This window comes from Streptomyces sp. NPDC001980 (assembly GCF_040296885.1).
In the GTDB taxonomy this organism is placed as follows: Bacteria; Actinomycetota; Actinomycetes; order Streptomycetales; family Streptomycetaceae; genus Streptomyces.
On record NZ_JBEOYD010000013.1, the window covers coordinates 21,109 to 47,289 of the forward strand.

Genomic DNA, 26,181 nt, shown 5'->3' on the forward strand with positions numbered 1-26,181 from the left:
CTTTCATGCTCGTCCGTGACGCCATGAGCACGGTGGTCCTCACCGTCGGCCCCGCCCACACCCTCCGCCAGGCAGCCGCCCTGATGTCCGCGCGCCGCGTGGGCGCGGCGATCGTCCACGACCCGGACGCCGGCGGCATCGGGATCCTCACCGAACGCGACATCCTCAACTCCGTGGGCCTCGGCCAGAACCCGGACACCGAGCCCATCCACGCCCACACCACCAACGACGTCGTGTTCGCCACCCCGACCTGGACGCTGGAGGAGGCGGCCCGGGCGATGGCCCACGGCGGCTTCCGGCATCTGATCGTCCTGGACGACGGCGAACCGGCCGGCATCGTCTCGGTCCGCGACATCATCCGCTGCTGGGCCCCGGCCCGCGCACCGGAACCCGTCTAGCACTCCGGGCACGACGAACGGGCCGGACCCCGACCTCCCGGGGATCCGGCCCGCCCGCCCACGACAAGCGGTCCAGTACTGGTACTGGATGGTCAGCCGCGCAGGGCCTGGACCGCGGCCTCCAGCCGCTTGCCGAAGTCTCCGTCGGCCCGACGGAAGTTGCCGATCGCGCGCTCGGCGATGTCGTCGCGCGACACCTTGGCGATGAAGCCGGCCAGGTTCTCGACCAGCCGCTCCTGCTCGTCCGCGGACATCAGGCGGTAGAGGTTGCCGGCCTGCACGAAGTCGTCGTCCTCGGCGTGGACGGGGGCGGAATGGTTGCCGGTGCCGCCGGCGAAACCGTCGTACGCCTGCCACAGCGGGCGGTCCGTCTGCGCCGGTCCGCCGAAGCTGTTCGGCTCGTAGTTCTTCGCGCCCCCGTGCCGGCCGTCGTACAGCGAGCCGTCACGGGAGTAGGTGCGCGCCTCGGCGGCGTGCGGGCGGTTGACCGGCAGGTGGTCGGCGTTGATGCCGACGCGGTAGCGGTGCGCGTCGCCGTAGGCGAAGAGGCGGCCCTGGAGCATCTTGTCGGGGGACGGGCCGATGCCGGGCACGAAGTGGGCCGGGGAGAAGATCGACTGCTCGACCTCGGCGAAGACGTTCTGCGGGTTGCGGTTCAGCTCCAGCCGGCCGATCTCGATCGGCGGGTAGTCCACGTGCGGCCACACCTTGGTGAGGTCGAACGGGTTGAACCGGTAGGTCGCCGCGTCCGCCGCCGGCATGATCTGCACCTGCACGGTCCAGGTCGGGAAGTCCCCGCGCTCGACGGCCTCGCGCAGGTCACGCTGGTGCGAGTCCGGGTCCGCACCGGCGAGGAGGTTCGCCTCCGCCTGCGTGAGGTTCCTGATCCCCTGGTCGGTCTTGAAGTGGTACTTGACCCAGAAGACCTCGCCGGCCGCGTTGTTCCACTGGTAGGTGTGCGAGCCGTAGCCGTTCATGTGACGGTACGACGCCGGAATGCCGCGGTCGCCGAACAGCCAGGTCACCTGGTGCGTGGACTCGGGGCTGAGCCCCCAGAAGTCCCAGACGTTGTCCGCCTCCTGGCTGCCCGTGTAGGGGTCGCGCTTCTGGGTGTGGATGAAGTCGGGGAACTTGATGGCGTCCTTGATGAAGAACACCGGGGTGTTGTTGCCGACGAGGTCGTAGTTGCCCTCCTCGGTGTAGAACTTCAGCGCCCAGCCGCGCGGGTCGCGCACGGCGTCGGCGGACCCGAGGTTGCCGGCCACGGTCGAGAAGCGCAGGAAGGTCTCGGTCTCCTTGCCGACCTCGGAGAGGAAGGCGGCGCGGGTGTACGGCGTGACGTCGGCGGTCACCGTGAAGGTGCCGTAGGCGCCCGCACCGCGCGCGTGCACCACGCGCTCCGGGATGCGCTCACGGTTGAAGTGGGCGAGCTTCTCCAGCAGCAGCTGGTCCTGGACCAGGACCGGACCGCCGATGCCCGCGGTCTCGCTGTTCTGGTTGTCGGCCACCGGCGCCCCCGCCTCCGTGGTCAACTGCCCCTGCCTCACACCTGTGCCCCGTCCTGTGCCCTGCGTCTCCTGCGCCATTTCACACCATTCCTGTCGCTTTGCTGGCCCCGAACTCGATCCTACATTGGACTCAGTCCAAGTCAAGCAAGGTTCCAAAGTCACACCTGTTCGGAAAAAGGAGCCCCTGCTGTTAGGCTGAATTCCATGAGTGACCTTCTGGAACGGCTGCGTGGACGCGGATGGCGGATGACCGCGCAGCGACGCGTCGTGGCCGAGGTACTCGACGGCGAGCACGTCCATCTGACGGCCGACGAGGTGCACGCCAGGGCGGTGGCCAAGCTGCCCGAGATCTCCCGGGCGACCGTCTACAACACGCTGGGGGAGCTGGTCTCGCTCGGTGAGGTCATCGAGGTCTCGACAGACAAGCGCGCCAAGCGGTACGACCCGAACGCGCACCAGCCGCACCATCACCTGGTCTGCGCCCACTGCGGCTCGATCCGCGACGTCCATCCGACCGGCAACCCGATGGCCGACCTCCCCACCTCGGAGCGGTTCGGCTTCACGATCTCCGACGTCGAGGTGACGTACCGCGGCCTGTGCCCGGACTGCGCGACGGCCGTCTGACGAGCGAACGTTCCTGAAGGCCCCGGCACTCTTGATGAGCACCGGGGCCTCTGTCGTGCTCCGGCCTGGTGGGTGTCGGCCCGGAAAACACCGAGGGCCGGAGTCCGTTTCCGGACTCCGGCCCTCGGCCTTCAGTAGCGGGGACAGGATTTGAACCTGCGACCTCTGGGTTATGAGCCCAGCGAGCTACCGAGCTGCTCCACCCCGCGTCGGTGAACTGAACATTACGTGAGGGACGCGGGCGGATGCAAATCAATACCGGTCAGCCCTCCTGACCTGCGAAAACGCCCCGGCCTACGCCGACAGCTCCTCCCGCAGGGCATCCCGGAGCCGCCCCGCCCGCTCGGTCACCTCCGCCGGACCCAGCGCCACCGCCCGGTCGGCCCACCGCTGCCCCACCGCGAGCTCGCCACGACGCGCGTAGACCAGGGCGAGCCGCAACGCCGCCCGTCCGTGACCCGCGTCGGCCGCACGCTCCCACCACACGGCCGCCTCCGGCTCGCTGCCCTCCCGGGCCAGTAGCAGCCCGAGATTGAACGCGCCGTTGCGCGACCCTGCCTCGGCCGCCGTCCGGTACCAGCGCGCGGCCTCCACCACGTCCCCGCGCGCGGCGGCCAGCATCCCGACCCGCACCTGGGCCCGCCGGTGCCCCTGCGTGGCGGCCCGCTCGTACCACTCCTCGCACTCGGTCTTCACGTTCAGGGACGACTCCCCGAGCTCGTGCTCGGACACCGCCGGCCGGCGTGCGTCGAGGACGGCGGCGAGCCGGTAGGCGGCCTCGGCGCTGCCGCCGCCCGCCGCGCACCGCAGATGGCGCTCGGCGGCCGCCTCGTCGCCCTCGCGGAGCCGGGCGATGCCGACCTGCAGGGCCGCCTCCGTGTGCCCGGCGGCGGCCGCCCGCTCGTAGCAGTGCAGCGCGACCCGCTCCTCGCCGCGCCCGGCGTAGAGGATCCCGAGGTTGAACGCGGCGTCCACGCTGCCCGCCTCCGCGGCCTTGGAGAACCACGGCTCGGCGCCGCTCGTGTCGCCGCCCTGGAGCAGCAGGACGGCGAGCGCGTTCGCGGCCTCGCGGTGCCCGGCGTACGCGGCCCGCCGGTACCACTGCTCGGCCTGCGCGGTCCGCCCCTGCTCGGCGCAGAGCAGCGCGAGGTTGTACGCCCCGTTGTCGTCGCCTGCGTCCATCGCCGCCCGGTACCAGCGCTCGGCGGTCTGCGTCTCGCCGCGCTCGGCGTGCAGTGCGCCGAGCGCGTTCGCCGCGTTGCCGTCACCGTCCTGCGCCGCCCGCAGCCACCACACGGCGGCGCTCTCGGTGTCCCCGGCGTCGCGCAGCAGGAAGCCGAGCGCGCAGGCGGCCCGGGCCTCGCCGTCCTTGGCGGAGGTCAGGTACCAGCGCCCGGCCTCCCTGAGCTCGCCGCGCTTCTCCAGGATCGCGCCGAGGTGCAGCGCGGCCCGCCGGTGGCCGCGGGCGGCGGCCTGCCGGTACCACTGCTCGGCCTCGTCGGTCTCCGCGGCCCCGGTCTCCGTGTCGACACCGTTGTCGGACCCGGTCTCGCCCTCGCTCACGGCCGCCCTGCGGTCGAGCGCGCGCGCCAGCCGGTACGCCGCCTCCCGGTGCCCCCGCTCGGCGGCGGCCCGCATCCACTGTCCGGCGTCCGTGTCCCCCCGGTGCTCCAGCAGGTCGGCCAGTGCGTAGGCGCCGAGCGCGTGGCCCTGTTCGGCGGACTGGCGCAGCCAGTACTCGGCGGCGGGTTCGTCGCCGCGTTCGCGGTGGTGGCGGCCCAGCGCGTGGGCGGCGGCCGCGGATCCGGCGACGGCGGCGATCCGCCACCAGCCGGCGGCCTCCTCGGGGTAGCCGCGCTGGTGCAGCAGGACACCGAGGTTGTTGGCGGCGGCCCGGTCACCGGCGGCGGTGGCCGCGCGCAGCCGCGGCTCGGCTCCGTCGAGGTCGCCACGGCGCAGCAGCATGGCGCCGAGCACACTCATCGACTCGACGTCACCGGCCTCGGCCTGGAGCCGGTGACGTGCCTCCTCTGCGGCCTCGGCGGCCTCGTCGCGGGTCGGCTCCTCGCCCGAAGGCTGCACAAATCGCCCTGTCTCGAACAGAGTTGCCTTGTCCCCCATAACGTTCATCGTCGCACCACCTGCAACCTGGGTACACCACGTATACCGCAGACCGTGAGGTCACTTCAGCGTTTTGTCGACATGCCCACAGAACGACAAGTCAAACACATCTCCCTCAACTCCCCACAGCGGCACGGCGACCCAGTCCATCGGTACATGCGTTCGCCGCCCGTCCGGACACCGGGAGCCGTTCGGCCGGGCATCACGGGCAGTCCGTCCGCGCACGCGCACGCACGAAGGCCCGGATCCCAAGAGGATCCGGGCCTTCGACTTCAGTAGCGGGGACAGGATTTGAACCTGCGACCTCTGGGTTATGAGCCCAGCGAGCTACCGAGCTGCTCCACCCCGCGCCGTTGTGTTCAAACCGTATCACGGCGCGGGCGGGCTTGATCACCAGCCTGGGGTCACCCGCTCGGGCTGGAGCTCCCGCTGGGACTCGGACTGCTACTGGCGCTTGCACTCGCTCTCGGACTCGGACTCGGACTCGGACTGCCGCTCGCCGTCGCACCGCCACCGCTGGTCTTGTCGGCCTTCGCCTGCGCCTCCTCGGCCCGCTTCAGCGCGTCCTGCAGTTCGTCCTGCGCCTTGCCGTACGCCGTCCAGTCGCCCTTCTTCAGGGCCTCCTGGCCCGCCTCGAAGGCCTTCTGTGCGTCGTTCAGCGCCTCTTGAACGGTGGGGTTGCCGGACGACGTCGGCGGTGAAGTCGTCCCGGTGTCCGAGGATCCCGTGTCCGAACTGTTCGTCCCGAACACCTTGTCCAGCGCCTCGTCGAGGGTGTTCTCGAAGGCGGTCTTGCCCTCGTAGGTCACCAACACCTTGCGCAGGAAGGGGTACTTGACCCCGGCGCCGCGTACGTAGACCGGTTCCGCGTACAGCAGGCCCCCGTCCAGTGGCACGGTCAGCAGATTGCCGTACTCGACGTCGGAGTCGCCGCCCTTGAGGAGTTTGATGGCGGCGGCGATTTCCTGTTCGGAGTTGAACTTGCCCTGGACCTGTTTGGGTCCGTCGACGGTCGTACTGGTCGGCAGTTTCAGGATTCTGATCTTGCCGTAGTCCTTGGAACCCGCCTCGGAGTCGACCGACATGAACGCACTGAGGTTGTCCCGGCCGTTGGGCGTGAACGTCGTCGACAGCGAGAACGCCTGCGCGCTCTGGTCGGGCATCTTCATGCTCAGGTAGTACGGCGGCACCGCGTCGCCCGAGTTGTTGGTCGGGTCGTCGGGCACCTGCCACACCTCGCTGCCGGTCAGGAACGTCTGGGCGTCCGTCACGTGGTAGCGGGTGAGCAGCTCGCGCTGCACCTTGAACAGGTCCTGCGGGTACCGGAGATGGTCCATCAGGTCCTGCGAGATGGCGCTCTTCGGCTGCACCGTGCCGGGGAAGGCCTTCATCCAGGTCTTCAGCACCGGGTCCTCGGTGTCCCACTGGTAGAGCTTGACCGCGCCGGTGTACGCGTCGACGGTCGCCTTCACCGAATTGCGGATGTAGTTGACCTGGTTCTGCTGGGCGACCACCGCGCGCGAGTTGTTGGTCGCGGTCAGCGAGTCGGCGGTGGTGTCACCGAGGGTCGTCCGGGAGGCGTAGGGATAGCCGTTCGACGTCGTGTAGGCGTCGACGATCCACTGGATACGGCCCTTCACCACGGCCGGGTAGGCGTCACCGTCGATGGTCAGCCAGGGGGCGACCGCCTCGACGCGCTCCTTGGGCGTGCGATTGTACAGGATCCGCGATCCCTTGCCGATCGCGCCGGAGTAGAGGATCTGCGGCTCGTTGAAGGCCACCGCGTACGCGGCACGGTTGACGGGGCTGGAGAGGCTGACCCCGCTCTTGCCCTGGTAGCTGGTGGTCTCCTCGCCGCTGTTGTCGGAGTAGTCGATCTCCTTCTGGGGACCGCCGACGATCGAGTACGTGGTCGTCTTCTCGCCGTAGTAGACGCGCTGCTGGTACGTGCCGAGGTCACCCGAGGAGGGCAGGTCGGACTCGGTGAAGACCGGCTGCCCCTGGTTGTCGGCCTCGGTGCCCTTGGCGGCGACCACGCCGTAGCCGTGGGTGTAACGGAAGTGGTCGTTGATCCAGTTGTTCTTCGGGATGCCGGCCAGGTTCAGCTCGCGCAGACCGATGACGGTGTCCTGGACCTTGCCGTCCTTGGGGTACCGGTCCACGTCCAGATTGGTCGGGAACGCGTAGTAGTTCCGCATCTGCTGGAGCTGCTGGAACGTGGGCGACACGATGTTCGGATCCATGATCCGGATGCTCGCCGTGGAGTCGACGTCGTCCCGGAGCTTGGTCTTGTCCGTGGTGGTGCTCTTGCCCGTGTACTCGGTGACCTGGGTGTCGTCGATGCCGTACGCCTCGCGGGTCGCCTTGAGGTTCTTCTGGACGTACGGGGCTTCCTTGGCCTGCTCGTTGGGCTGGACCTGGAACTTCTGGACGATCGCCGGGTAGAGGCCGCCGATCAGGATCGCGGACAGGACCATCAGGCCGAAGCCGATGACGGGCAACTGCCAGGTGCGCCGCCACAGGGTGGCGAAGAACAGCAGCGCGCAGATGACCGCGATGCAGAACAGGATCGTCTTGGCCGGCAGATAGGCGTTCGCGTCGACGTACCGGAGACCGGTCCAGTTGCCGGTGGCCTTGAAGTCGCTGGACTTGACGGCCAGTCCGTAGCGGTCGAGCCAGTAGGCGACCGCCTTGAGGGCGACGAAGAGGCCGAGCAGCACCGAGAGGTGGCCGGTCGCGGCACCGGTGGCGCGCGCGCCGGGGCTGGTGACCCGGAGCCCGCCGTACAGGTAGTGGGTGAGCGCGGAGGCGACCAGGGAGAGGATCGCGGTGGCGAAGCCGAAGCCCAGCAGGAAGCGGTACCAGGGCAGGTCGAAGGCGTAGAAGGAGACGTCGAGGTGGAACTGCGGGTCCTTCTGGTGGAAGGGCACGCCGTTGACCCACATCAGCCAGGTGCGCCATTGGCCGGCCGCGGACGCGCCGGCGATCAGCCCGACCAGCGCGGTGACCGCGAGCAGCAGCCACTTCTTGTACGGCGCGATGCCCATCCGGTAGCGGTCGAGGCTCTGCTGCTCCATGGACATGGCGCTCAGCGGGGGGCGCAGCCGGTGCGCCAGCCAGATGTTGAAGCCCACCGCGGCCGCCATCAGCAGACCGAAGACGGAGAACAGCCCGATCTTGGTCCACAGGGTGGTGGTGAACACCGAGGAGTAGTGCACCGACCGGTACCAGAGCCAGTCCGTCCAGAAGCCCGCGAACATCGTGAACGCCATGCCGAGCACGGCAAGGACGCCCAGTGTCAGGAGCAGGGTCCGGACCCGCCGGGACGGACGTCCGGTCGCTCTGATCCGTGGCCCCGTCGGGCCTCCGCCGCGGTCCGGCATCTGGAAAGCCAAGGTGCGCACCTCGAAGTTCGCTGTTTGATCCGCTGTTGATCCGTTGTTGTTGCGTCAGGCCCTCTTGTTCGCGGGCCGGACGTGGCCCCCCGTGATCGCGGGGCCACACCTATGCAACTTACTCACGGCTTACTCGGTTCCCGATTCCGGCCATGAACGAGGCAGGATTGTGACCATGTCCAACACTCCCATGGCAGCGAACCCACTCACCCGGGCCGTACTCGAGATCGACGAGTACTCCTCCGGCCTCGGCTGGGACCAGCCCGCTCGCCTCTTCGCCCTCGTCGACACCGCACGGCTGCGCGCCCAGGAACCGGCTCTCGCCGCCCAGCTCGGTCTGGAGGACGAGTCCGCGACCACCGGCCTCACCCCGATCGAGCAGGACGAAGTGCCAACGGCCAAGGCGCTGGACGAGTTCCTGGGCACCATCGCCTGGCCGGACGCCGTGGTCGGCTGCGCGCTCACCGTGGAGCGGCTGATGCTGCCGCCGTCCGCCGAGTCCCAGGTCCCCGAGGGGCTGAGCGAGGCGAAGCTGGCCAAGTGGGTGGCGAGCCACCCCGAGCGCCAGGAGGTCCGGATGACCGTCGCGGTGCTGCGCGACGGCAGCCGCGACTCGGCGGTACGGCTGCGCGAGAAGGACTCGCCGACGGAGGTACTCACCGGCCCCGACCTGGTCCCGGGCCTGGCGGACGCGCTGAAGGCGACGTTCGAGGACTGAGACCGTCGCCGGACGGCACACCGCACGGCACCGGGGGCGCCCCTCGCCAGGAAGGGCGCCCCCGGCTGCGTGTACGCCCTCTCAGCCCTTGGTGGTGCACTTCGGCAGGGCGCCGGTGTCCCCGCTGCGGATGTCCTTGAGGGCGCCGAGGGCGTCGTCGATGGTCTTCACCTTGACGAGGGTGAGCCCGCTCGGGGTGTCCTTGGCGGCCTCGGCGCAGTTGTCGGCCGGGGTCAGGAAGTACTGGGCGCCCTTGCTGCGCGCGCCGATGGTCTTCATCGAGATGCCGCCGATCGGGCCGACCGTGCCGGCGTCGTCGATCGTGCCGGTACCGGCGACGAACTTGCCGCCCGTGAGGCTGCCCGGGGTGAGCTTGTCGTAGATGCCGAGCGAGAACATCAGCCCCGCGCTCGGTCCGCCGACATCGGCGAGCTTGATGTCGATGGAGAACGGGAACGTGTGATCGGTCCCGGCGGAGATCCCGACGATGGCACGCTTCTCGCCGGTGTCGTCGGAGGTGGTCGTGGTGACCGTGACCTTCTCGGTCTTGGTGGCCGTCTTGTTCGCCTTCTCGGCGGCGGCCTGCTCCTTGGCCGGCACGACGGTGAAGACCACGTCCTGGCCCGGCTTGTGCTTGGTCACCAGCGTGGCGACATCGGCCGGCTGCTTGACCACCGTGCCGTCGACAGCCTTGATCACGTCACCGGCGTGCAGCTTGCCCTCGGCCGGCGAGCCCTTGAGGACCGTGGAGACGATCACCCAGGACCTCACCGGGACGCCCAGCTCCTTCAGCGCGGCGACCTTGGCGCTCTCCTGGGACTGGCTGAACTCCTCGGCGTTCTCCTGGGTGGACTGCTGCTCCGTCTTGCCGTCCGGGTAGAGCGTGTCGTGCGGCACGACCTTGTTGTCGTGCGAGAGCCACCCGTAGACGGCCTCGACGAGGTTCATCTTGTAGTCGGCGCTGGTGACCCGCACCGTGGTCATGTTCAGGTGCCCGGAGGTCGCGTAAATCCTGTGACCGGAGATCTGCAGCACCGGCTCGCCGTCGTGGTCCCCGAGCGTGTTCACGGTCGGGCCGGGAGACATCTCCGAGTACGGCACGTTGATGAGCACTCCGGCGCACAGGAGCGCGATCAGCATCAGGGTGGAGGCGAGCATCGTCGCGGTGCGGCGTGGCATGCGAAGACAGTACGGGACGGGTCTGTCAGCGCACCGTCAGGGCCACCCGTCGCACGCGCCCCGGCTGCGCACGGCTGCCCTCAGCTGCCCGAGCGGGACTTCTCCATGGCCTCGCGGAAGCGCGCGTACCCGTCGAGTTCCGGCCCGTCGCTGCGCGCTCTCCTGGTCCTGTTGGCCCAGCTGCCCCACACACCGGCACCGACCGCCACCACAAGCGGAATCAGCAACCAGACGAGCGCCGCCATGCCGACCTCCCAACCCCGTGAGCGTCCGCGACTGACTGATCAGCAGATTAATCACCCGCACTGACAACGCTCACGCGAGGGGTTCGGTTACGCAAGCGGAGGCCGGACAGGGGCCCTTCAGCAGGCCCCGACCCATTCCTCCGTCCCATCCGAGAACTTCTGGTGCTTCCAGATGGGCACCTCGTGCTTGAGGTCGTCGATCAGCTTTCGACAAGCTTCGAAGGCGTCCCCCCGATGCGGACACGACACACCGACGACCACGGCGAGATCACCCACCCGCAGGTCCCCCACCCGATGCACGGCGGCCAGCGCCCGCACCGGGTACTCGGCGACGACCTTCTCGGCGATCCGCCGCATCTCGGCCTCGGCACTGGGGTGACACGAATAGCCGAGCGCGTCCACATCGGCGCCCCCGTCGTGGTTCCGCACCGTCCCCACGAACAGCGCGATCCCACCGGCCGCGTCGTCCCCCACCGCCGCGAAGACCTCGTCCAAGGAGAGCGCACTCTCCCGAATCCCGATCAGCTTCACGGGATCGTCAGCGCCCCGCTCCCCAGGATGATCACTCACAGCAGTCATACCCCCATCGTGCCGCACGCCCACGGCCACACGGAATACGACCAACACCAGGCACACGCGTGTGCTGCTTTGGAGACTCCTACAGCGTCGGCACTCACATCCAGCCCGTCCGGTGTCCGAGGACTCGAGCCGGTCCGCACCCAATCCAGCCCGTCTGGGGGTACCCCCTCTGGGGGAGTTTGAGGACGAGGCCGTTCAGGCCGAAGCGGGGGTCCGGGGGCGGCAGCCCCCGAATCGGACGGCCGCAACCGGGGGGTCGAAGGGGGCACACCCCCTGGAGGACGGGACGGGTAGGGGCGGCGGGGGCGACACCCCCTCAGAGTGACCCCCCTCAGATCCGCCGCCGAGCCTTCCGCGCCCGCCGCACCACAGCCGCCGCGCCCAGCAACGCCACCGTCGCCCCCGCAGCCCCCGCCGCCGTCGCGTCCTTGCGCCCCAGCCGCCGCCCCACCACCGTGTGCCGCCCAGCCACCTCCTCCAGCAACTCGGCCAGCACCTCCTCGTTCGTCCACCCCGGCCGCCACCCGGCATCATGCAGCCGGCTCCCGCTCACCACCCACGGATACATCGTGTACGCGAGATCACCGGCCGGCGACGGCGTCAGCCCGATCCGGTGCAGCCGGGCCGCCGCCCCCAGCGCCACCGCCGACGGCAGTTCCATCCGCCGGGTCCCGCTGAGCTCCTCGACCTCCTCCTGCTCCAGCCACCCGTCGCACCCGACGGCGAGTTCCCCGTCGACCTTCTCCAGGACGGCGTACTCCAGCGCGCTGCACAGATCCTCGACATGGCAGAACTGCCAGGCAGGCCGCGACCCCGCGACGACAAGCAACCGAGGAGACTCGAAGTACCTGGTCAGCGCGGTGTCCGTCCCCCCGACCAGCACCGCGGGGCGCACGACGGTGACGTTGAGCCCGGGATGCGCGCGGGGCGCCCGGCGCGCGAGCCGCTCGATCTCCAGCAGGTCGCCCACGCCGGTGGCCTCCGCGGTGGCGCGCAACTCCGCGTCCTCCGACAACGGCAGCTCGTTGTCCGGAAGCGCGCCGTAGACCATCGCGGAGGTGCACAGCACCACGCGGTGCACGCCGGCCGCGGCAGCCGCGGTCAGCACGGTCTGCGTCCCGCGCACGTTGTAGGCGGTGCGCGCCGCCGGATCGGTCTCCAGGTCCAGGTCGAGCGCGAGGTGCACCACCACATCGGCCCCGCGCAGCTTGTCCGCGATGGCCGGATCCCGTACGTCGAGGATGTGCCACTGGGCGTCCGCGCACTCTCCGCGCCGCTCGTCGATGGCGATGACCTGCCTGACCTCCGGGGACGCGGCCAGCCGCTCGGTGAGCAGCGCGCCGACCCCGGTCGCGGCGCCGGTGACGGCGACGACGGGCCCGCGCACCGCGGGAGGGGTTGAGTGGTTTCGCGCTGCGCGAACCTGCGGATCTGGGGAACTCACCGGGCGTCTCCAGCGGTTGTCTTCAGTACGAGCGTGAGTGACGCGTACGTACCAGGTGGCATCCATCCTGCCGCAGGCCGACTGTCGGCGAAGCACCGAGGCCCGATCGGGTCGGGGTGTCTACGCTGGGTGGTGTTGTCGGGCAGCCGCGCCGCCGGAGAGAACCGGTGGCCTTACCAGCCGAGGATTCCCGTGAGTGACACCCCATTCGGTTTCGGCCTTCCGCCGGAGGAGCCGGAAGACGGCGACGAGGGCAAGAAGAAGGACCAGCAGAGCGGTGGTGGGCAGGGACCGGCCAACCCGTTCGGTTTCGGCACACCCGGAGCCGGTGGCTTCGGCAGCCCCGGCGCCGACAATCCGTTCGCTGCCATGTTCGGTTCGCTGAACCCCACCGACCTGGGCGCGGCCTTCCAGCAGCTGGGCCAGATGCTCTCGTACGAGGGCGGCCCGGTGAACTGGGACATGGCCAAGCAGATCGCCCGCCAGACGGTCTCCCAGGGCACCTCGGACGGCGTCAAGGACGCGAGCGTCGGTCCCGCCGAGCGCACCGCGGTCCAGGAGGCCGTCCGGCTGGCCGACCTGTGGCTGGACGACGCGACGTCACTGCCGTCGGGTTCCGGTTCGGCCGTGGCGTGGTCGCGCGCGGAGTGGGTCGAGGCGACGCTGCCCGCCTGGCAGGAGCTGGTCGACCCGGTCGCCGAGCGGGTCGGCGCCGCGATGGGCGACGTCCTGCCGGAGGAGATGCAGGCCATGGCGGGCCCGCTGATCGGCATGATGCGCTCGATGGGCGGCGCCATGTTCGGCACCCAGATCGGGCAGGCCGTGGGCGTGCTCGCGGGCGAGGTCGTCGGTTCGACCGACATCGGCCTGCCGCTGAGCCCGGCCGGCAAGGCCGCGCTGCTGCCGGTGAACATCGAGGCGTTCGGCAAGGACCTCGGCGTGCCGAAGGAGGAGGTACGGCTGTATCTCGCCCTGCGCGAGGCGGCCCACCAGCGCCTGTTCGCGCACGTGCCGTGGCTGCGCTCGCACCTGTTCGGGGCGGTCGACGGGTACGCCCGCGGCATCAAGGTCGACACGGCCAAGCTGGAGGACGTGGTCGGCCAGTTCGACCCGCAGAACCCCGAGCAGCTCCAGGACGCCCTTCAGCAGGGCATGTTCCAGCCGGAGGACACGCCCGAGCAGAAGGCCGCCCTGGCCCGTCTGGAGACGGCTCTGGCGCTCGTCGAGGGCTGGGTCGACGCGGTGGTCCACGCGGCCGCCAAGCCGCGTCTGTCGTCCGCCGACGCGCTGCGCGAGACCCTGCGCCGCCGCCGGGCCACGGGCGGCCCCGCGGAGCAGACCTTCGCCACCCTGATCGGCCTGGAGCTGCGCCCGCGCCGCCTGCGCGACGCCTCCCGCCTGTGGGCCTCGCTCACGGACGCGCGCGGTGTCGACGGCCGGGACGCCCTGTGGGCGCACCCGGACATGCTGCCGACGGCGTCCGACCTGGACGACCCGGACGGCTTCGTGCACCGCGAGCAGCTGGACTTCTCCGAGCTGGACAAGATGCTCGGCGAGGCCGCGCAGAAGCCCGACCTGCGCAAGAAGGACGCCCAGGACAAGGGCGACCAGGAACAGGGCGACGACACCGAGTGAGCCTGTACGACGACGCGGTCCTCGTTCTCAAGGGGTACGAGGGCCAGGACGAGCTGCGCCAGACCTACCTGGACCACCTCGCGGCACACCCGGACGGCATGTGGAAGGCCTGTCACGCCGGCCATGTCACGGCGAGCGCGCTGGTCGTCGACCCCGAGCACGGGCGGGTGCTGCTGACCCTGCACCGGAAGCTGCGGATGTGGCTGCAGATGGGCGGCCACTGCGAGCCCGGCGACACCACACTGGCGGCCGCTGCGCTGCGGGAGGCGGCCGAGGAGTCCGGCATCCCCGGGCTGACGCTGCTGCCGGGCGGCCCGGTCCGCCTGGACCGGCACCCGATCCCGGCGCCCTGCCACTGGCACTTCGACGTCCAGTACGCGGCCCTCGCCCCGCGCGGCGCCGCCCACACGATCAGCGACGAGTCCCTCGACCTGCGCTGGTTCGCCTACGACGAGGTACCCGAGGCCGCCGACGACTCGGTCGTACGGCTGCTGAAAGGGACACGCGCGCGGCTCTGACCTGGGATTTCAGAGACATCGACGCATGTGTAAGGGGCGCCCGCCCATGGCCGGCGCCCCTTACTTTGCGGGTCTTCGCTGCCCTCAGCTCCAGACGTTGCCCTGGTTCATCCCGCGCGCTCCCTGCTGGCCCATGCCGAACTGGGCGGCGACGCCCTGACCGATCTGGGCGTGCTGCGGCGGCAGCAGTTCACTCGGCTGGACCAACGCGAAGCCACTTCCCATAAAGCTCAGCTCCCAGCCCTCCCCGGTGCTGCCCCGGCGCCGCCACACACCCGAGGAATGCGTCTGGGCCTGCATCTGGACCCGCAGCCCGGTGGACCAGGCGACGATCGCGTCTGCGTCGCAGTTCACGTACTTGTCGGGCGTGACCTGCATGAGCAGCGGCGCGCCCGAGGTCATCAGGGCGACCTGACCGCGTCCTGTGATGTTGAGCTGGTACTTCCCGGACCCGGAGATGCCGTAGAGGCTGTCGACGGCGACGACCTCGTAGTGCAGCGAGGAGTCCATGGCGAGGACGTAGCCGCTGTCCACGGTCAGACCGTCCTGCTCGACGTCCAGGACGTGGATGTGCTGGGCGAGGTTGGCGAAGTAGACCGTGCCCTGCCCGTGGCAGCGCATCAGGTCCAGGCCCTCGCCGGTGTACGCACGCGCGCGTGCCTGGTTGTGGCCCTGGTACTCGGCGTCGAACTCGACGAGCCCCTGGTAGGCGACCATGGTGCCCTTGCGGGCGAGGATGTCGTCATGGCCCTCCAGGACGACCCGCAGCATCTGCTTGTTCTGCAGGCTGTAGCGGTCCCGGGCCTGGGAGTCGTTGAAGGCGAAAAGCGGGCTCTGCATGGTTTCCTGACTCCCCCTCAGCCCCGGAACCGGAGGCGGTCGGTGCTGTCCTCGCTGGGCTGGACGACGACGATGCCCTGACCGGAGAAGGCCATCTGGTAGGCCTCGCCGCTGCCCCGGCCGATCAGCGACTGCGCCTTGAAGCTGCGCTTGCCCTTGACCTTGAGGTTCGGGGACCAGGCGACCAGCGCGTCCGGGTCGACGTACGTCTCGTCCTCGCCGCCGCCGCAGTCGACGACGATCGGCTTGCCCCGGGAGGTCAGCGCGACCCAGCCCTGCCCGGAGATCTTGGTGTTCCACAGGCCCTGACCGGCGAACTTCGCCAGGCCCTTGACCCGCTCCACGCCCCACGTCAGATGCGCGTCGAAGGCGAGCAGGTTGGTGGCGTTGACGGAGATGCCGTCGCCGTTGAGGTTGATGACGACGACGTCGGCGCCGTAGTCGGCGAGGTAGAGCAGGCCGTCGCCGGAGCACTTCATCAGGGGGGCGCCCTCGCCGGTCATCCAGTCTCTGGCGATCTGGCGGACGGCCGGCGGGTTGGGCTCGTACTGGATGAAGCCTTCGTAGGCGACCATCGAGCCCACGCGCGCGAGGAGGTCGCTTCCGGTCTGCATGGCGACCTTCAGCATGTTGTTGCCGTGGTTCTCCATGCGGGCGGTGACGGGTGCGGGGGCGTAGCCCGCGAGCGGCTGGTTCATGACGGGCTCCCTCAGACCTCGTACGGCTGGACCACGATGAAGTTGCCGGGCGCGCCCCGGAACTGCAGGTTGACGCTCTCCCCGGTGTCGCCCGGGTAGGCGTTGCGGCGCATCCGCACCTGGCTGGAGACGATCACCTGGGAGGCCGCGGACCAGGCGACCACGGCGTTGCAGTCGGCGAACGTCGTCGGCGTCACGGGCAGCACGACGGGCGTGCCGTGCGTCTTGACGACGATCGTGCCGGTGCCCTGGAACTGCATCGTGAACAGCGCGCCGCCGGGGATGCCGTGCCCCTCGATCCGGCGGACCTCGTACTGGAGGCCCTCGTCGAAGGCGAGGACGCTCTCGGCCGAGACGCAGATCGCGTCGCCCTGGAGCTCGATGGGGTGCAGATGGGCGGAGTTCTCGGCGAGGAACACCTGGCCGTTACCGGTGCAGCGCATCAGCTGCATCTCCTGGCCGGTGGCGTTGCCCACGATCCGGCCGGCGAACCCGGCGCCCTTGTAGCTGAAGTCGACCTTGCCCTGATAGAGCACCATGCTGCCCTGCCGGGCCAGCACCGGCTGCCCGCCCATCCCGAGGTCGACGCGGATGAGCTTGCTGTTCTGCGGGGTCCAGCGCTGCCCGGTGGGCGTCTCCTTGAACTTCTGCAGCGCGGCACCGACACCGGCACCGCCCTGGGGAGCGCCCTGCGGGACCGCGTAGGTCTGCTGCCCCTGCCCGGGGACCTGACCGAACGGCGGCTGCTGGCCGTAGCCCGGGGGCGGGGTCGGGGCCTGGGGCGCCTGCGGGTATCCGGGCGGCGGGCCCGGGGCCTGCGGGGGCGCCGGGGGCTGACCGTAGCCGGGCGGCGGCATGGGCGCACCCGGTGCGGGCGGCTGGCCGTAGGGCGCGGGCGCCGGGGCCGGGGGCGGCACGGTGCCGCCGACGGGCGGGGTCATCGGGGCGATGACGGTGGGCGCGCCGTGCATGTTCGGGGCCGGCACGGGACCGGGGGCCGGAGGCGGGGTGAAGCCCTGGGGAGCGGGTGGGGCAGCCGGCGCGGGCGCCGGGGCGGGCGGGGCGGCGAACGCGGGCGGCGCGAATCCGGGCGCGGGCCCGGCCTGCGCCGGCTGCGGCTCGGGCGCGGCGGGCGCCTCCTCCTCCATCACCTCGCCGCCGAAGTTCTTCAGCAGCGCCTCCAGACCACCGTCGAAGCCCTGGCCGACGGCGGCGAAGCGCCACACGTCCTTGAGGTAGAAGTCGCCGAGCATCACGGCACGCTCGGTGGAGAACTCCGAGCCGTTGAAGGAGTACCGGGCCACCTCCTCGCCGCCCGCGACGATCCGGATGTATCCGGGCGCGACCTGAGACATCTGCCCGGCGCCGTCGATGGTCGCCGTGAACGCCAGCTTCTGGATCTGCGGCGGGATCCGGTCCAGCGTGATCCGGAACGACTCCGTGTCGCCCGCCTGCGTACCCAGCAGCTGGATGGACTCCTCGGGCGACTTCGGCTGGTTGAAGAAGACGAAGTAGCGGTCGTCCGACAGCCGTTCGTCGGCGTCGAGGCCGAAGCAGCTGATGTCGAAGGTCAGCCCGGGGCCGGAGATCTGCACGCCTACGTACAGATCCGTGCCGGCCGTGAGGTCACTGATCCTGGCCTTGTGGCCGCGTTGGAATTCCCTGGCCATGCGTTACGACCGTCCCCCATCCCGAATGTGAGTGCGTCGCGCCAGGCTAACGGCTAACTCGGACATCGGAAGAAGTCGGTACAGACCCGGTACACAACCGCGCTCAGCGATCCCGAAGGGAGCGTTCCCGGGGTGTGTCACTCATCGCGCGCGCCGGGCACGTGGGGCAGCCGGTCGGCCGCGACCACCCCTTCGAGGTAGCCGCGGGCGCGCTCGGTCCGCGGATACGCCTCCAGCAGCCGCCAGAACCGGGGGCCGTGCCCCGGCACCAGCAGATGCGCCAGTTCGTGGCAGAGCACGTAGTCGACGACGTACTCGGGCATGCCCTGGAGCCGGTGCGAGAGGCGGATGCTGCCCTCGGACGGGGTGCACGAGCCCCAGCGGGTGTTCTGGTTGGTGACCCAGCGCACCGAGGCGGGGCGGGCCCGGCCGCCGAAGTACTGGGCCGAAAGCCGCTCGGCGCGCTCGGACAGTTCGGCGTCGCCCAGCACTCGCTTGCTCTCCTGGGCGGCGAGTTTGTTGAGCATGACGGTCACCCAGCGTTTCTCCTCCGCCTCGGACATCCGGGCGGGGATCAGCACGACGGTGCGATCGCCCTCGCGGTACGCAGAAACGGTCCGGCGGCGCCGGGTGCTCCTGCGAACCTCGATCGCGCTCGCCCCCAAGCCGCTGGGCGGCTGGCTCGTCGTGCTGCGCTGTGGCTTTCCGGCGCGGTGCAGTGGGTCGGCGGGCACGCCCCGACGTTACCCGCTGCACATGGGGGAAGTCCCGGGTCCGGGACGGTTCGGTGCCGATCCCCCACCATGCGTCTGATTTGTACGACGAATACTCACCGCCTGTGGACAACTTTCGCCGCCCGCCGGGCTGGACCGGCATTCTGGCACTCGTCGGCGGAGCGGGACCGGCTCCACCGGCACACGGGGACGTTCTGTGACCTTTCGACGGCTACGGGGGCCTGTCATGCATCCGTTGGTGAAGCCCGCGCTGCGGCGCGGCTGGCGCGACCTCAACACCGTGCAGTTCGGGATGACTCCCGCGCACGCGATGACACTGGGGCCGATGGACACGGCGACCGGGAGCTTCCTGGACCTGCTCAACGGCGCCCGGGGGCTGGAGCTGCTGCGCGAGGAGGGGCGGCGCATGGACCTGCCGGACGGCCATGTCGACGCGCTGGTGGAGCGGCTGTCCCGGGCCGGGCTGGTGGACGACGCACAGGGCGGCGGGCCTGCGGCGGAGGACCTGCGCGAGAAGAAGGAGGTGCTGGAGCGGCTGCGCCCGGATCTCGCCTCGCTCTCCCTGATCACTCCGGAGCCGGGCGGCGCGATCGACCGGCTGGCGGCCCGGCGGGCGCTGCGGGTGCGGGTGCAGGGCGCGGGCCGGGTCGGGGTCACGCTGGCCGCGCTGTTGTCGGGCGCGGGCGTCGGCGAGGTCGACGTGCGGGACGTGGGCCGCGTCCAGCCGTGGGACGTGGCGCCGGGCGGGCTGCCGGCGGAGACGGTGGGCGAGACCCGTGCCGAGGCCGCGCGCAGAGTCGTCCGCCGGGCGGCCCCGGACCGCCCGCCCCGCCGCCCGGACCCGGCCGGGGCGGAGCCCGGCCTGGCGCTGGTGATCATCGCCCCGCGCGACGACGTCCTGGTGCACGCCCCGGACGCGCGCGCCGCCGAGCCACTCATGGCCTCGGGAACCCCTCATCTCTACACGGGTGTCGTGGAGGGCACCGGCGTGGTCGGCCCCCTCGTCCTGCCCGGCGGGACGGGCTGCGCCCGCTGTCTGCACGAGCACCGCACGGACCGGGATCCGGCCTGGCCGCGCCTGATCGCCCAGTGGCGGTCCGGGCAGGCGCGGCGGGTGGGCGCCTGTGATCAGACGCTGGCGGCGGCCGTGGCCGGGCTGGCCGCCGCGCACGCCCTGGCCTTCCTCGACGGGGAGTCGCCTGCCGTCGCGGGGGCGCGCTGGGAGGCGTCCGTACCGGTTCTGCACTGGCACGCGCGGCCGGTCTGGCCGCACCCCGCATGCCCGTGCGGAGCGGCGGAGAAAGCTAAGGGGGAACACTCCTCAACCAACGGGGATCCACACGCGACAATGGTGGTGCAACGGCCGTCGGCGGAGCGACGAGGGCACGCGGACGCGGCACGGCCGACTGGGACTTGGAGGGCGCATGTCTGATCTTCCCCGGAAGGCGGTCACCCGGACCGCCAAGCTCGCCGCACTCCCGCTCGGCTTCGCCGGCCGGGCCACCTGGGGTCTGGGCAAGCGCATCGTGGGCGAGTCCGCGGAGATCGTCGGCCGGGAGCTCCAACAGCGCACGGCGGAGCAACTGTTCAAGGTGCTGGGCGAGTTGAAGGGAGGGGCGATGAAGTTCGGGCAGGCGATGTCCGTCTTCGAGTCGGCCCTCCCGGAGGAGATCGCCGGCCCCTACCGGGCGGCCCTCACCAAACTCCAGGACGCCGCGCCGCCGATGCCGACCCGCACCGTGCACGCGGTACTCACCCAGCGCCTCGGGGAGGACTGGCGGGAGCTGTTCCTGGAGTTCGAGGACAAGCCCTCGGCGGCGGCCTCGATCGGTCAGGTGCACCGGGCGGTGTGGCAGGACGGCCGGGCGGTGGCGGTCAAGGTGCAGTACCCGGGAGCCGGCGAGGCCCTGCTCTCCGACCTGGGGCAACTGAGCCGCTTCGCCCGCCTGTTGGGGCCACTGATCCCCGGTATGGACATCAAGCCGCTGATCGCGGAGCTCCGCGACCGGGTCTCCGAGGAACTGGACTACTCCCTGGAGGCGCAGGCCCAGGCGGCGCACGCGGAGGAGTTCGAGGGCGACCCCGATGTGGTGGTGCCGGCGGTGGTGCACCAGTGCGACCAGGTGCTGGTCACGGAGTGGATCGACGGAATACCGCTCTCCGAGATCATCTCGGAGGGTACGCAGGAGCAGCGCGACCGGGCCGGTCAGCTCCTGGCCCGCTTCCTGTTCTCGGGCCCGGCCCGCACCGGCCTCCTCCACGCCGACCCGCACCCCGGCAATTTCCGCCTGCTGCCCGGTGAGCCGGAGGACGAGGAGGAGTGGCGTCTCGGCGTCCTGGACTTCGGCACCGTCGACCGTCTCTCCGGCGGCCTGCCCAGCCCGATCGGCGACTCTCTGCGGATGACGCTGGACGGTGACGCCGAGGCGGTCTACGAGCTGCTGTGCGCGGAGGGGTTCGTCAAGGAGTCCATAGAGCTGGATCCCGACGCCGTCCTGGACTATCTGCTGCCGATCATCGAACCGGCCCAGGTCGACGAGTTCACCTTCACCCGCAACTGGATGCGCAGCCAGGCGGCCCGCATCGCGGACCCCCGCAACCCCGCCCACCAGCTGGGCAAGCAGCTCAACCTGCCGCCGGCCTACCTCCTGATACACCGGGTGACCCTGAGCACCATCGGCGTGCTGTGCCAGCTGGGCGCGACCGTGCGGCTGCGGGAGGAACTGGAGGCATGGCTGCCCGGGTTCGTGCCCGAGGAGCCCGAGGGACTCGAAGAACTCGAAGAACTCGGAGAACTCGGCGAGGCCGCAGAGGTCGTGGCGGGCGGAGAAGCGGGGGAAGTGGCAGAGGCCGGGGCGGCCGTGGAGGCGCAGTAGGGAGCGGTGTTCACCACCAGGACGAGTCGAGCCGGCCCTCGATCGCTCTCAGGTTGTCCCTGGAGCAGGCCTCGCAGAGGAACTGGCGGACGCCGTTCTCCACGGAGCAGGTCCAGGTGACGGGCGGGGGGCCGTCGGCCGGGGTGCCACAGCGGGCGCACGCGAGCGGGTGGGGCTCCGTGGCGGAGCCGCCGTGATCACTGCCGCCGGAAAGACTCGTCACCCGGTGACGATAACTCCGCCGCGGGTGGATCGGCGGGCACAACGCACCGCGGGGGCCGGTCCGTTCGGCCGGACCGGCCCCCGCGGGGGAGCTTTCGCCTCCCGGGGTCGGGAGGCCACCGCTTCAGGTGTGCTGGGTTACTGCATCACGGCCATGGCGAGCGCACGGCGAGCACGCATCGAGGCGCGCTCGGCCCGGCGCTGCATCCGGCGAGCGGTCGCCAGGCGCACGGCCCGGCGTTCCTGCTCGGCCTCGTGCAGTCGCTCGTGCATATGCGCACGAGCCAGGGCTTCTGGGATGAGTTGCATCTCTCGGGTCCTGTTCTGACGCGAGCCGGTGGCGGTACCGGCGGTGGTGAAGTCTGGGATCGCGGAGCCTGCGGGCTCGCTGATGGACGGCTTCATCGGGGCCTGCTTCTTGGGATCGTGCGTGAGGGGGCGGTCGATCGTTCCGTGGATGTTCATGCCGTGACCGGGTTCTTGCGCGGGCGGCCACGCGGCCGCTTCCGGGCGACGACGACGCCCTGGACGAACAGCTCGCCACCCCAGACGCCCCAGGGCTCGCGCCGCTCCTTGGCCCCGGCGAGGCAGGCCTCGATCAGCGGGCAGGTGCGGCAGAGGGACTTGGCGTACTCGACGTCCGCCGGCGACTCGGCGAAGAAGACCTCCGGGTCGTAGGAGCGGCAGGGGACGGGTACACCGAGGTTCTCGATGGCGTCGTCGAGCGCGGTGAGCGCAGTGAGCGGGATCAAGGTGGAGTCCTCCGTGAGGCCGGGCGGGGGGATCGTTTCGGAAGGCGGTACGGACGGGGCGTGCGCTTCGAGTTGCACGGCTGTTCTTCCTCGTCTGGTCGTGCCGGTCGGGTTGGACCGGTTGGCGGCTGGTACCGGGTTCTGCTCTTGCCCCGAGGCCCCTTCGGTCCGCTCTCCCCGTTCGGGGAAAACAGAAGGGCCGCGGATCCCGGATGGGGTTCCGCGGCCCTGAAGGCGCCGGCCTGATCGATCAGGCTGGATCACTCCAGGGTTCTGGCCCACGGAAGGCCCACATCAGGTGGTGCTGCGTCGTCTGCTTCCGGCTTCCGGCACCGGCTGCCGTAAAGGCATAGGCCTGTGCCTGTGCCGCTACTGCTTCCAGTGCCTTCGTCGGTCGCTCATTGCGCTCACGGACGGGAAGACCCGCGAGAGAAACGGAGGACGCCGGACGCACGGCAGGAATGCCGGACAGACCGGTGCCCAGGTTCGAGACGCCGAGCATGCACACGGAGACGGCCGAGAGATCGGTCATTTTGGCCGCGCTGATGTTGCTGCTGGTCTTGATGCTGATCACTGGACTCGCCTCCTCTCGGCGTCTAGGGGACCGGCGTTGAGCCGATCCGCTCGGATATGCAAGTACAACACGGAACCGGGCCTTCGAGAAGGCCGCCGCTTCCGTGCCTAGAACCTATGGGGATTGCTGGGGCATGCGCAAACTATTTTTTCGACGAGTTCGCATCAGTCCCCCACTTCTTCTCCCTCGGGCTCCTGGCCTGCGCAGATGGCCAGAACATCGGCGCCGTAACGGTTGAGCTTGCGCATGCCGACACCGGGGATGCGGGCCAGCTCGCGGTCGTCGTCCGGAGCGCTCTCGGCGATGGCCATCAGCGTCCTGTCGGTGAAGACGCAGAAGGCGGGCTGGCCGCTGAGCCGGGCCTGGTCGGCACGCCATTCGCGCAGCCGCTCGTAGAGGCCCTCGTCCATGTCGGACGGGCAGCCGTCGCAGCGCATCAGCTTCATCTCGCCGGCGTCGGTCAGCGTGCGTCCGCAGACCCGGCACCGGGCGGGGCTGCGCTGGGTGCGTCGGGGCGCGGTCACGGGGCCGCCGGTGAAGCCGCGTTCGACACCTCCGCCACCGGTGCCGCCCGCACGGCCGACGGTGCCGGTGGAGCCGGGGCGCAGACCGTCCAGGAAGTGACTGGGCCTGCGGCCGGGTCTGCCGCCGGGGGTGCGGGAGAGGGACCAGGAGACGTGGAGCCGTTCCCTGGCGCGGGTCACGCCGACGTAGAGGAGACGGCGTTCCTCCTCGATCTGTTCGTCGGTCTTCGCGTAGGTGATCGGCATCATGCCCTCGGCGACGCCGACCAGGAAGACGACGTCCCACTCCAGGCCCTTCGCCGAGTGCAGGGAGGCGAGGGTGACGCCCTGGACGGTCGGGGCGTGCTGGGCGCCCGCGCGCTCGTCGAGTTCCGCGACGAAGTCGGCGAGGGTGGCGGCGGGCCGGGCGGCGGCGACGTCGTGAGCGAGGTTGACCAGGGCGGCCAGCGACTCCCAGCGCTCCCGGACCGCTCCGGAGCCGGCCGGGGGCTCGGTCGTCCAGCCCTCCCCGGAGAGGACGGCGCGCACCTGGGAGGGCAGGTCCACGGTGTCGTCGAGCAGCGCGTCGTTGCCGCCGAAGCGGGCCGCCGCGCGCAGGGCCACGCCCGCCTTGCGCACCTCGGGCCGGTCGAAGAACCGCTCGGCGCCGCGCAGCTGGTAGGGCACCCCGGCGTCGGCGAGAGCCTGCTCGTAGGTCTCGGACTGGGAGTTCGTCCGGAAGAGGATGGCGATCTCGGCGGCCGGGACCCCGGCGTCGACGAGTTCCCGGATGCAGCGGGCGGCACCCTCGGCCTCGGCGGGCTCGTCGGTGTACTCGGTGTAGACGGGCTCGGGCCCGGCGGGGCGCTGGGAGATCAGCTCCAGGCGGTGGTCGGCGGCCCGGCCTCGGGCCTGGGCCAGCAGCCCGTTGGCGAGGTGGACGACCTGGGGTGTGGAGCGGTAGTCGCGGACCAGCTTGACCACGGTCGCCCCGGGGTGGCGGGTGCGGAAGTCGAGCAGGTGGTCGGGGGTTGCTCCCGTGAACGAGTAGATGGTCTGGCTGGCGTCGCCGACGACGCACAGGCTGTCGCGGTCGCCGAGCCACAGGTCCAGCAGCCGCTGCTGGAGCGGGCTGACGTCCTGGTACTCGTCGACGACGAAGTGCTGGTACTGGGCGCGGACCTGGTCGGCGATGTCGTGCCGGTCCTGCAGGATGCCGACGGTCAGCAGCAGGACGTCCTCGAAGTCGATGACCGTGCGGTCACGCTTGAGGTTCTCGTACGCCGAGTAGAGCTGGGCGATCTCGGCCGGGTCGCGGGGGGCTTCCCGGCCGGCCTTCACAGCTGCAAGGGGGTAGTCGGCGGGGACGGTCTGGGTGACCTTGGACCACTCGATCTCGGCGGTGACGTCCCGCAGCTCGCCCCGGTCGAGGCGGATGCGGCAGGCGGCGGCCGCGTCGGCGACGAGCTGGATCTTGCGGTCGACGAGCCGGGGCAGGGAGCCACCGATCGCTTTCGGCCAGAAGAACTGGAGCTGACGCAGCGCGGCCGAGTGGAAGGTGCGGGCCTGTACCCCCTGGGCGCCGAGCTGGCGCAGCCGGCCGCGCATCTCCCCGGCGGCGCGGTTGGTGAAGGTGACGGCGAGCACGCTGGACGGGTGGAGGATGCCGGCCCGCACCCCGTAGGCGATCCGGTGGGTGATCGCCCGGGTCTTGCCGGTACCGGCTCCGGCCAGCACGCACACCGGACCGTGCAGGGCGGTCGCCACCGCGCGCTGCTCGGGGTCGAGCCCTTCGAGCACCGCGTCGGCAGAGTCCGGTACCGGCGGGAAGAGGGAGGAGTGCGTTGCTGCTGTCACATGGCCATGCTGCCAGGTCGCCGGAGACGGCTGTGCCGGTTGTCCACAGGCGGCCCCGCGCAGTCGTACTAATGCGGCAGGCGTCCCTCGGGCCCGTGCTGCGGGAATGGCGGGCGGGTCGCGTACGTTCCTTCCCTGGACGAACTTCCCCGACCTGCCGAAGGAGTGCGAGCGAGATGCAGGGCACTGTGACGATGTACAGCACCACGTGGTGCGGCTACTGCCGCCGGCTGAAGAGCCAGCTGGACCGCGAGGGCATCGCGTACACCGAGATCAACATCGAGCAGGACCCGGAGTCGGCCGTATTCGTGGAGAAGGCGAATGGCGGAAACCAGACGGTCCCCACGGTGCTCTTCGCCGACGGCTCGACGCTGACGAACCCGTCGCTGGCCCAGGTGAAGCAGAAGATCAGCGCGTAGGTTTCCCGGCACGCAGCGGCCCCTGGCTCGTTTCAGGGGCCGCTTTCGTATGTTCAGACCGGTTCAGACCGGCTTGTCCCACACCAGCGTGTAGCGCCACAGCAACCGGCGCCGGAACCGGCGCCCGGGGAGCAGATGTGCGGTGGACTGCCGGACTTCTCGCCAGGTCATGATCGGGTCCTCGACGGGCATGTCGGCGGGGCCCCGTTTGCCACCGTGCCGGCGCGCGGTCAGCAGGCTCGCGGGGACCCCGCAGCCGCTGATGACCCAGTCCAGCAGGGTGTGGTTGTGGGCCAGGCCGACGACGACCAGCCGGCCGCCGGGTGCGAGCAGCCCCACCAGTCGGTCGATCGCGTCGTCGAAGGGGGCGTGGTGGATGACGGCGACCGCGCTGACGAAGTCGTAGCCCTCCTCGTCGAGGGCGGCCCCGTCGAGGTAGTCGCCCTCGACGAGGGTGACGTTCCCGACGTCCCGCTTCCGCGCCTTCCTGATCATCTCCGCCGACCGGTCCACGCCGGTCACCGACTCGGCCCTGGCCGCGAGCTTGGCGGCGAGCAGGCCGTCGCCGCAGCCGACGTCCAGGGCGGCGCGGCAGCCGTGCGGCACCGCGTCCAGTACCACGGGGTGGTAGTGGACGTTGTGGTTCCAGTACTCCTCTGCGGTCATGACGGC

Annotated in this window: 25 protein-coding genes and 2 tRNA genes; 8 read left to right on the forward strand and 19 right to left on the reverse strand. The window is 70.6% G+C overall.

The window, feature by feature from the left end; translation table 11 throughout:
• Positions 1-5 precede the first annotated feature (5 nt).
• Complete coding sequence (locus ABT137_RS21095) at positions 6-398, forward strand: CBS domain-containing protein (protein ID WP_351711007.1); 393 nt, start codon at positions 6-8, stop codon at positions 396-398.
• Between the two features lie 92 nt (positions 399-490).
• Here ABT137_RS21095 and ABT137_RS21100 read toward each other — a convergent pair whose 3' ends face one another.
• A complete protein-coding gene (locus tag ABT137_RS21100) occupies positions 491-1,984 on the reverse strand; it encodes a catalase (RefSeq protein WP_351711009.1) in 1,494 nt (497 codons plus the stop codon).
• A gap of 126 nt (positions 1,985-2,110) precedes the next feature.
• Here ABT137_RS21100 and ABT137_RS21105 point away from each other — a divergent pair, with 126 nt between their 5' ends.
• A complete protein-coding gene (locus tag ABT137_RS21105; protein ID WP_351711011.1) occupies positions 2,111-2,530 on the forward strand; it encodes a Fur family transcriptional regulator in 420 nt (139 codons plus the stop codon).
• A 135-nt stretch (positions 2,531-2,665) separates the two neighbouring features.
• Here the strand turns inward: ABT137_RS21105 and ABT137_RS21110 are convergent.
• The 4 genes from ABT137_RS21110 to ABT137_RS21125 form a co-directional block, all read right to left on the reverse strand.
• A tRNA-Met gene (locus ABT137_RS21110) sits at positions 2,666-2,739 on the reverse strand.
• 85 nt (positions 2,740-2,824) lie between these two features.
• On the reverse strand, positions 2,825-4,660 hold the full coding sequence (locus tag ABT137_RS21115) for a tetratricopeptide repeat protein (RefSeq protein ID WP_351711013.1): 1,836 nt from the start codon (positions 4,658-4,660) through the stop codon (positions 2,825-2,827).
• 267 nt (positions 4,661-4,927) lie between these two features.
• Positions 4,928-5,001, reverse strand: a tRNA-Met gene (locus ABT137_RS21120).
• Between the two features lie 54 nt (positions 5,002-5,055).
• Entirely contained in the window at positions 5,056-8,034 is a 2,979-nt protein-coding gene (locus ABT137_RS21125) for a UPF0182 family membrane protein (RefSeq protein ID WP_351711357.1), read from the reverse strand.
• A 187-nt stretch (positions 8,035-8,221) separates the two neighbouring features.
• Here ABT137_RS21125 and ABT137_RS21130 point away from each other — a divergent pair, with 187 nt between their 5' ends.
• Positions 8,222-8,764, forward strand: coding sequence for a PPA1309 family protein (locus tag ABT137_RS21130; RefSeq protein ID WP_351711015.1), 543 nt, complete (start codon positions 8,222-8,224; stop codon positions 8,762-8,764).
• An 81-nt stretch (positions 8,765-8,845) separates the two neighbouring features.
• On the opposite strand, the gene ABT137_RS21135 is transcribed toward ABT137_RS21130, so the two are convergent.
• The 4 genes from ABT137_RS21135 to ABT137_RS21150 form a co-directional block, all read right to left on the reverse strand.
• A complete protein-coding gene (locus ABT137_RS21135) occupies positions 8,846-9,943 on the reverse strand; it encodes a YlbL family protein (RefSeq protein WP_351711017.1) in 1,098 nt (365 codons plus the stop codon).
• An 80-nt stretch (positions 9,944-10,023) separates the two neighbouring features.
• A complete protein-coding gene (locus ABT137_RS21140) occupies positions 10,024-10,188 on the reverse strand; it encodes a hypothetical protein (protein WP_351711019.1) in 165 nt (54 codons plus the stop codon).
• Positions 10,189-10,305: 117 nt separating this feature from the next.
• The gene (locus tag ABT137_RS21145; RefSeq protein ID WP_351711021.1) at positions 10,306-10,767 is read right to left on the reverse strand and encodes a molybdenum cofactor biosynthesis protein MoaE; all 462 of its coding nucleotides are present in this window, start codon (positions 10,765-10,767) and stop codon (positions 10,306-10,308) included.
• Positions 10,768-11,098: 331 nt separating this feature from the next.
• A complete protein-coding gene (locus ABT137_RS21150) occupies positions 11,099-12,211 on the reverse strand; it encodes an SDR family oxidoreductase (RefSeq protein WP_351711023.1) in 1,113 nt (370 codons plus the stop codon).
• A 192-nt stretch (positions 12,212-12,403) separates the two neighbouring features.
• On the opposite strand from ABT137_RS21150, the gene ABT137_RS21155 reads away from it, so the two are divergent.
• Positions 12,404-13,846 carry a zinc-dependent metalloprotease gene (locus ABT137_RS21155; RefSeq protein WP_351711025.1) on the forward strand — a complete coding sequence of 481 codons (1,443 nt, stop codon included), beginning with the start codon at positions 12,404-12,406 and terminating at the stop codon, positions 13,844-13,846.
• A complete protein-coding gene (locus ABT137_RS21160; RefSeq protein ID WP_351711027.1) occupies positions 13,843-14,364 on the forward strand; it encodes an NUDIX hydrolase in 522 nt (173 codons plus the stop codon). Before ABT137_RS21155 ends, ABT137_RS21160 begins: the two co-directional genes overlap by 4 nt.
• Before the next feature lie 84 nt (positions 14,365-14,448).
• Here ABT137_RS21160 and ABT137_RS21165 read toward each other — a convergent pair whose 3' ends face one another.
• The 4 genes from ABT137_RS21165 to ABT137_RS21180 form a co-directional block, all read right to left on the reverse strand.
• Complete coding sequence (locus ABT137_RS21165; RefSeq protein ID WP_351711029.1) at positions 14,449-15,204, reverse strand: AIM24 family protein; 756 nt, start codon at positions 15,202-15,204, stop codon at positions 14,449-14,451.
• Positions 15,205-15,221: 17 nt separating this feature from the next.
• The gene (locus ABT137_RS21170; protein ID WP_351711031.1) at positions 15,222-15,902 is read right to left on the reverse strand and encodes an AIM24 family protein; all 681 of its coding nucleotides are present in this window, start codon (positions 15,900-15,902) and stop codon (positions 15,222-15,224) included.
• A gap of 11 nt (positions 15,903-15,913) precedes the next feature.
• Complete coding sequence (locus tag ABT137_RS21175; RefSeq protein WP_351711033.1) at positions 15,914-17,572, reverse strand: TerD family protein; 1,659 nt, start codon at positions 17,570-17,572, stop codon at positions 15,914-15,916.
• A gap of 137 nt (positions 17,573-17,709) precedes the next feature.
• The gene (locus ABT137_RS21180; protein ID WP_351711035.1) at positions 17,710-18,306 is read right to left on the reverse strand and encodes a M48 metallopeptidase family protein; all 597 of its coding nucleotides are present in this window, start codon (positions 18,304-18,306) and stop codon (positions 17,710-17,712) included.
• A gap of 226 nt (positions 18,307-18,532) precedes the next feature.
• Here ABT137_RS21180 and ABT137_RS21185 point away from each other — a divergent pair, with 226 nt between their 5' ends.
• The gene (locus ABT137_RS21185; RefSeq protein WP_351711037.1) at positions 18,533-19,738 is read left to right on the forward strand and encodes a TOMM precursor leader peptide-binding protein; all 1,206 of its coding nucleotides are present in this window, start codon (positions 18,533-18,535) and stop codon (positions 19,736-19,738) included.
• Positions 19,731-21,182, forward strand: coding sequence for an ABC1 kinase family protein (locus ABT137_RS21190; protein WP_351711039.1), 1,452 nt, complete (start codon positions 19,731-19,733; stop codon positions 21,180-21,182). Before ABT137_RS21185 ends, ABT137_RS21190 begins: the two co-directional genes overlap by 8 nt.
• A gap of 10 nt (positions 21,183-21,192) precedes the next feature.
• On the opposite strand, the gene ABT137_RS21195 is transcribed toward ABT137_RS21190, so the two are convergent.
• The 5 genes from ABT137_RS21195 to ABT137_RS21215 all read right to left on the reverse strand — a co-directional run bounded on the left by ABT137_RS21195 (position 21,193) and on the right by ABT137_RS21215 (position 25,090).
• The gene (locus ABT137_RS21195) at positions 21,193-21,405 is read right to left on the reverse strand and encodes a hypothetical protein (protein ID WP_351711041.1); all 213 of its coding nucleotides are present in this window, start codon (positions 21,403-21,405) and stop codon (positions 21,193-21,195) included.
• A 137-nt stretch (positions 21,406-21,542) separates the two neighbouring features.
• Positions 21,543-21,869, reverse strand: a complete 327-nt coding sequence (locus ABT137_RS21200) for a putative WhiB-interacting protein (RefSeq protein ID WP_351711043.1) — start codon at positions 21,867-21,869, stop codon at positions 21,543-21,545.
• On the reverse strand, positions 21,866-22,234 hold the full coding sequence (locus ABT137_RS21205; protein ID WP_010984500.1) for a WhiB family transcriptional regulator: 369 nt from the start codon (positions 22,232-22,234) through the stop codon (positions 21,866-21,868). Before ABT137_RS21205 ends, ABT137_RS21200 begins: the two co-directional genes overlap by 4 nt.
• Before the next feature lie 172 nt (positions 22,235-22,406).
• Positions 22,407-22,730 carry a hypothetical protein gene (locus tag ABT137_RS21210; RefSeq protein ID WP_351711045.1) on the reverse strand — a complete coding sequence of 108 codons (324 nt, stop codon included), beginning with the start codon at positions 22,728-22,730 and terminating at the stop codon, positions 22,407-22,409.
• 164 nt (positions 22,731-22,894) lie between these two features.
• The gene (locus ABT137_RS21215; RefSeq protein WP_351711047.1) at positions 22,895-25,090 is read right to left on the reverse strand and encodes an ATP-dependent DNA helicase UvrD2; all 2,196 of its coding nucleotides are present in this window, start codon (positions 25,088-25,090) and stop codon (positions 22,895-22,897) included.
• 176 nt (positions 25,091-25,266) lie between these two features.
• On the opposite strand from ABT137_RS21215, the gene ABT137_RS21220 reads away from it, so the two are divergent.
• A complete protein-coding gene (locus ABT137_RS21220) occupies positions 25,267-25,509 on the forward strand; it encodes a mycoredoxin (protein ID WP_351711049.1) in 243 nt (80 codons plus the stop codon).
• 63 nt (positions 25,510-25,572) lie between these two features.
• On the opposite strand, the gene ABT137_RS21225 is transcribed toward ABT137_RS21220, so the two are convergent.
• A complete protein-coding gene (locus tag ABT137_RS21225; RefSeq protein ID WP_351711051.1) occupies positions 25,573-26,175 on the reverse strand; it encodes a class I SAM-dependent methyltransferase in 603 nt (200 codons plus the stop codon).
• Positions 26,176-26,181: the final 6 nt, after the last annotated feature.

Coding starts and splice junctions, on each gene's coding strand:
- ABT137_RS21200 (WP_351711043.1), bottom strand. CDS start 21,869: ATGAACATCCACGGAACGATCGACCGCCCCCTCACGCACGATCCCAAG.
- ABT137_RS21185 (WP_351711037.1), top strand. CDS start 18,533: ATGCATCCGTTGGTGAAGCCCGCGCTGCGGCGCGGCTGGCGCGACCTC.
- ABT137_RS21225 (WP_351711051.1), bottom strand. CDS start 26,175: ATGACCGCAGAGGAGTACTGGAACCACAACGTCCACTACCACCCCGTG.
- ABT137_RS21165 (WP_351711029.1), bottom strand. CDS start 15,204: ATGCAGAGCCCGCTTTTCGCCTTCAACGACTCCCAGGCCCGGGACCGC.
- ABT137_RS21175 (WP_351711033.1), bottom strand. CDS start 17,572: ATGGCCAGGGAATTCCAACGCGGCCACAAGGCCAGGATCAGTGACCTC.
- ABT137_RS21095 (WP_351711007.1), top strand. CDS start 6: ATGCTCGTCCGTGACGCCATGAGCACGGTGGTCCTCACCGTCGGCCCC.
- ABT137_RS21170 (WP_351711031.1), bottom strand. CDS start 15,902: ATGAACCAGCCGCTCGCGGGCTACGCCCCCGCACCCGTCACCGCCCGC.
- ABT137_RS21190 (WP_351711039.1), top strand. CDS start 19,731: ATGTCTGATCTTCCCCGGAAGGCGGTCACCCGGACCGCCAAGCTCGCC.
- ABT137_RS21145 (WP_351711021.1), bottom strand. CDS start 10,767: ATGACTGCTGTGAGTGATCATCCTGGGGAGCGGGGCGCTGACGATCCC.
- ABT137_RS21125 (WP_351711357.1), bottom strand. CDS start 8,034: ATGCCGGACCGCGGCGGAGGCCCGACGGGGCCACGGATCAGAGCGACC.
- ABT137_RS21130 (WP_351711015.1), top strand. CDS start 8,222: ATGTCCAACACTCCCATGGCAGCGAACCCACTCACCCGGGCCGTACTC.
- ABT137_RS21105 (WP_351711011.1), top strand. CDS start 2,111: ATGAGTGACCTTCTGGAACGGCTGCGTGGACGCGGATGGCGGATGACC.
- ABT137_RS21115 (WP_351711013.1), bottom strand. CDS start 4,660: ATGAACGTTATGGGGGACAAGGCAACTCTGTTCGAGACAGGGCGATTT.
- ABT137_RS21220 (WP_351711049.1), top strand. CDS start 25,267: ATGCAGGGCACTGTGACGATGTACAGCACCACGTGGTGCGGCTACTGC.
- ABT137_RS21140 (WP_351711019.1), bottom strand. CDS start 10,188: ATGGCGGCGCTCGTCTGGTTGCTGATTCCGCTTGTGGTGGCGGTCGGT.
- ABT137_RS21135 (WP_351711017.1), bottom strand. CDS start 9,943: ATGCCACGCCGCACCGCGACGATGCTCGCCTCCACCCTGATGCTGATC.
- ABT137_RS21100 (WP_351711009.1), bottom strand. CDS start 1,984: ATGGCGCAGGAGACGCAGGGCACAGGACGGGGCACAGGTGTGAGGCAG.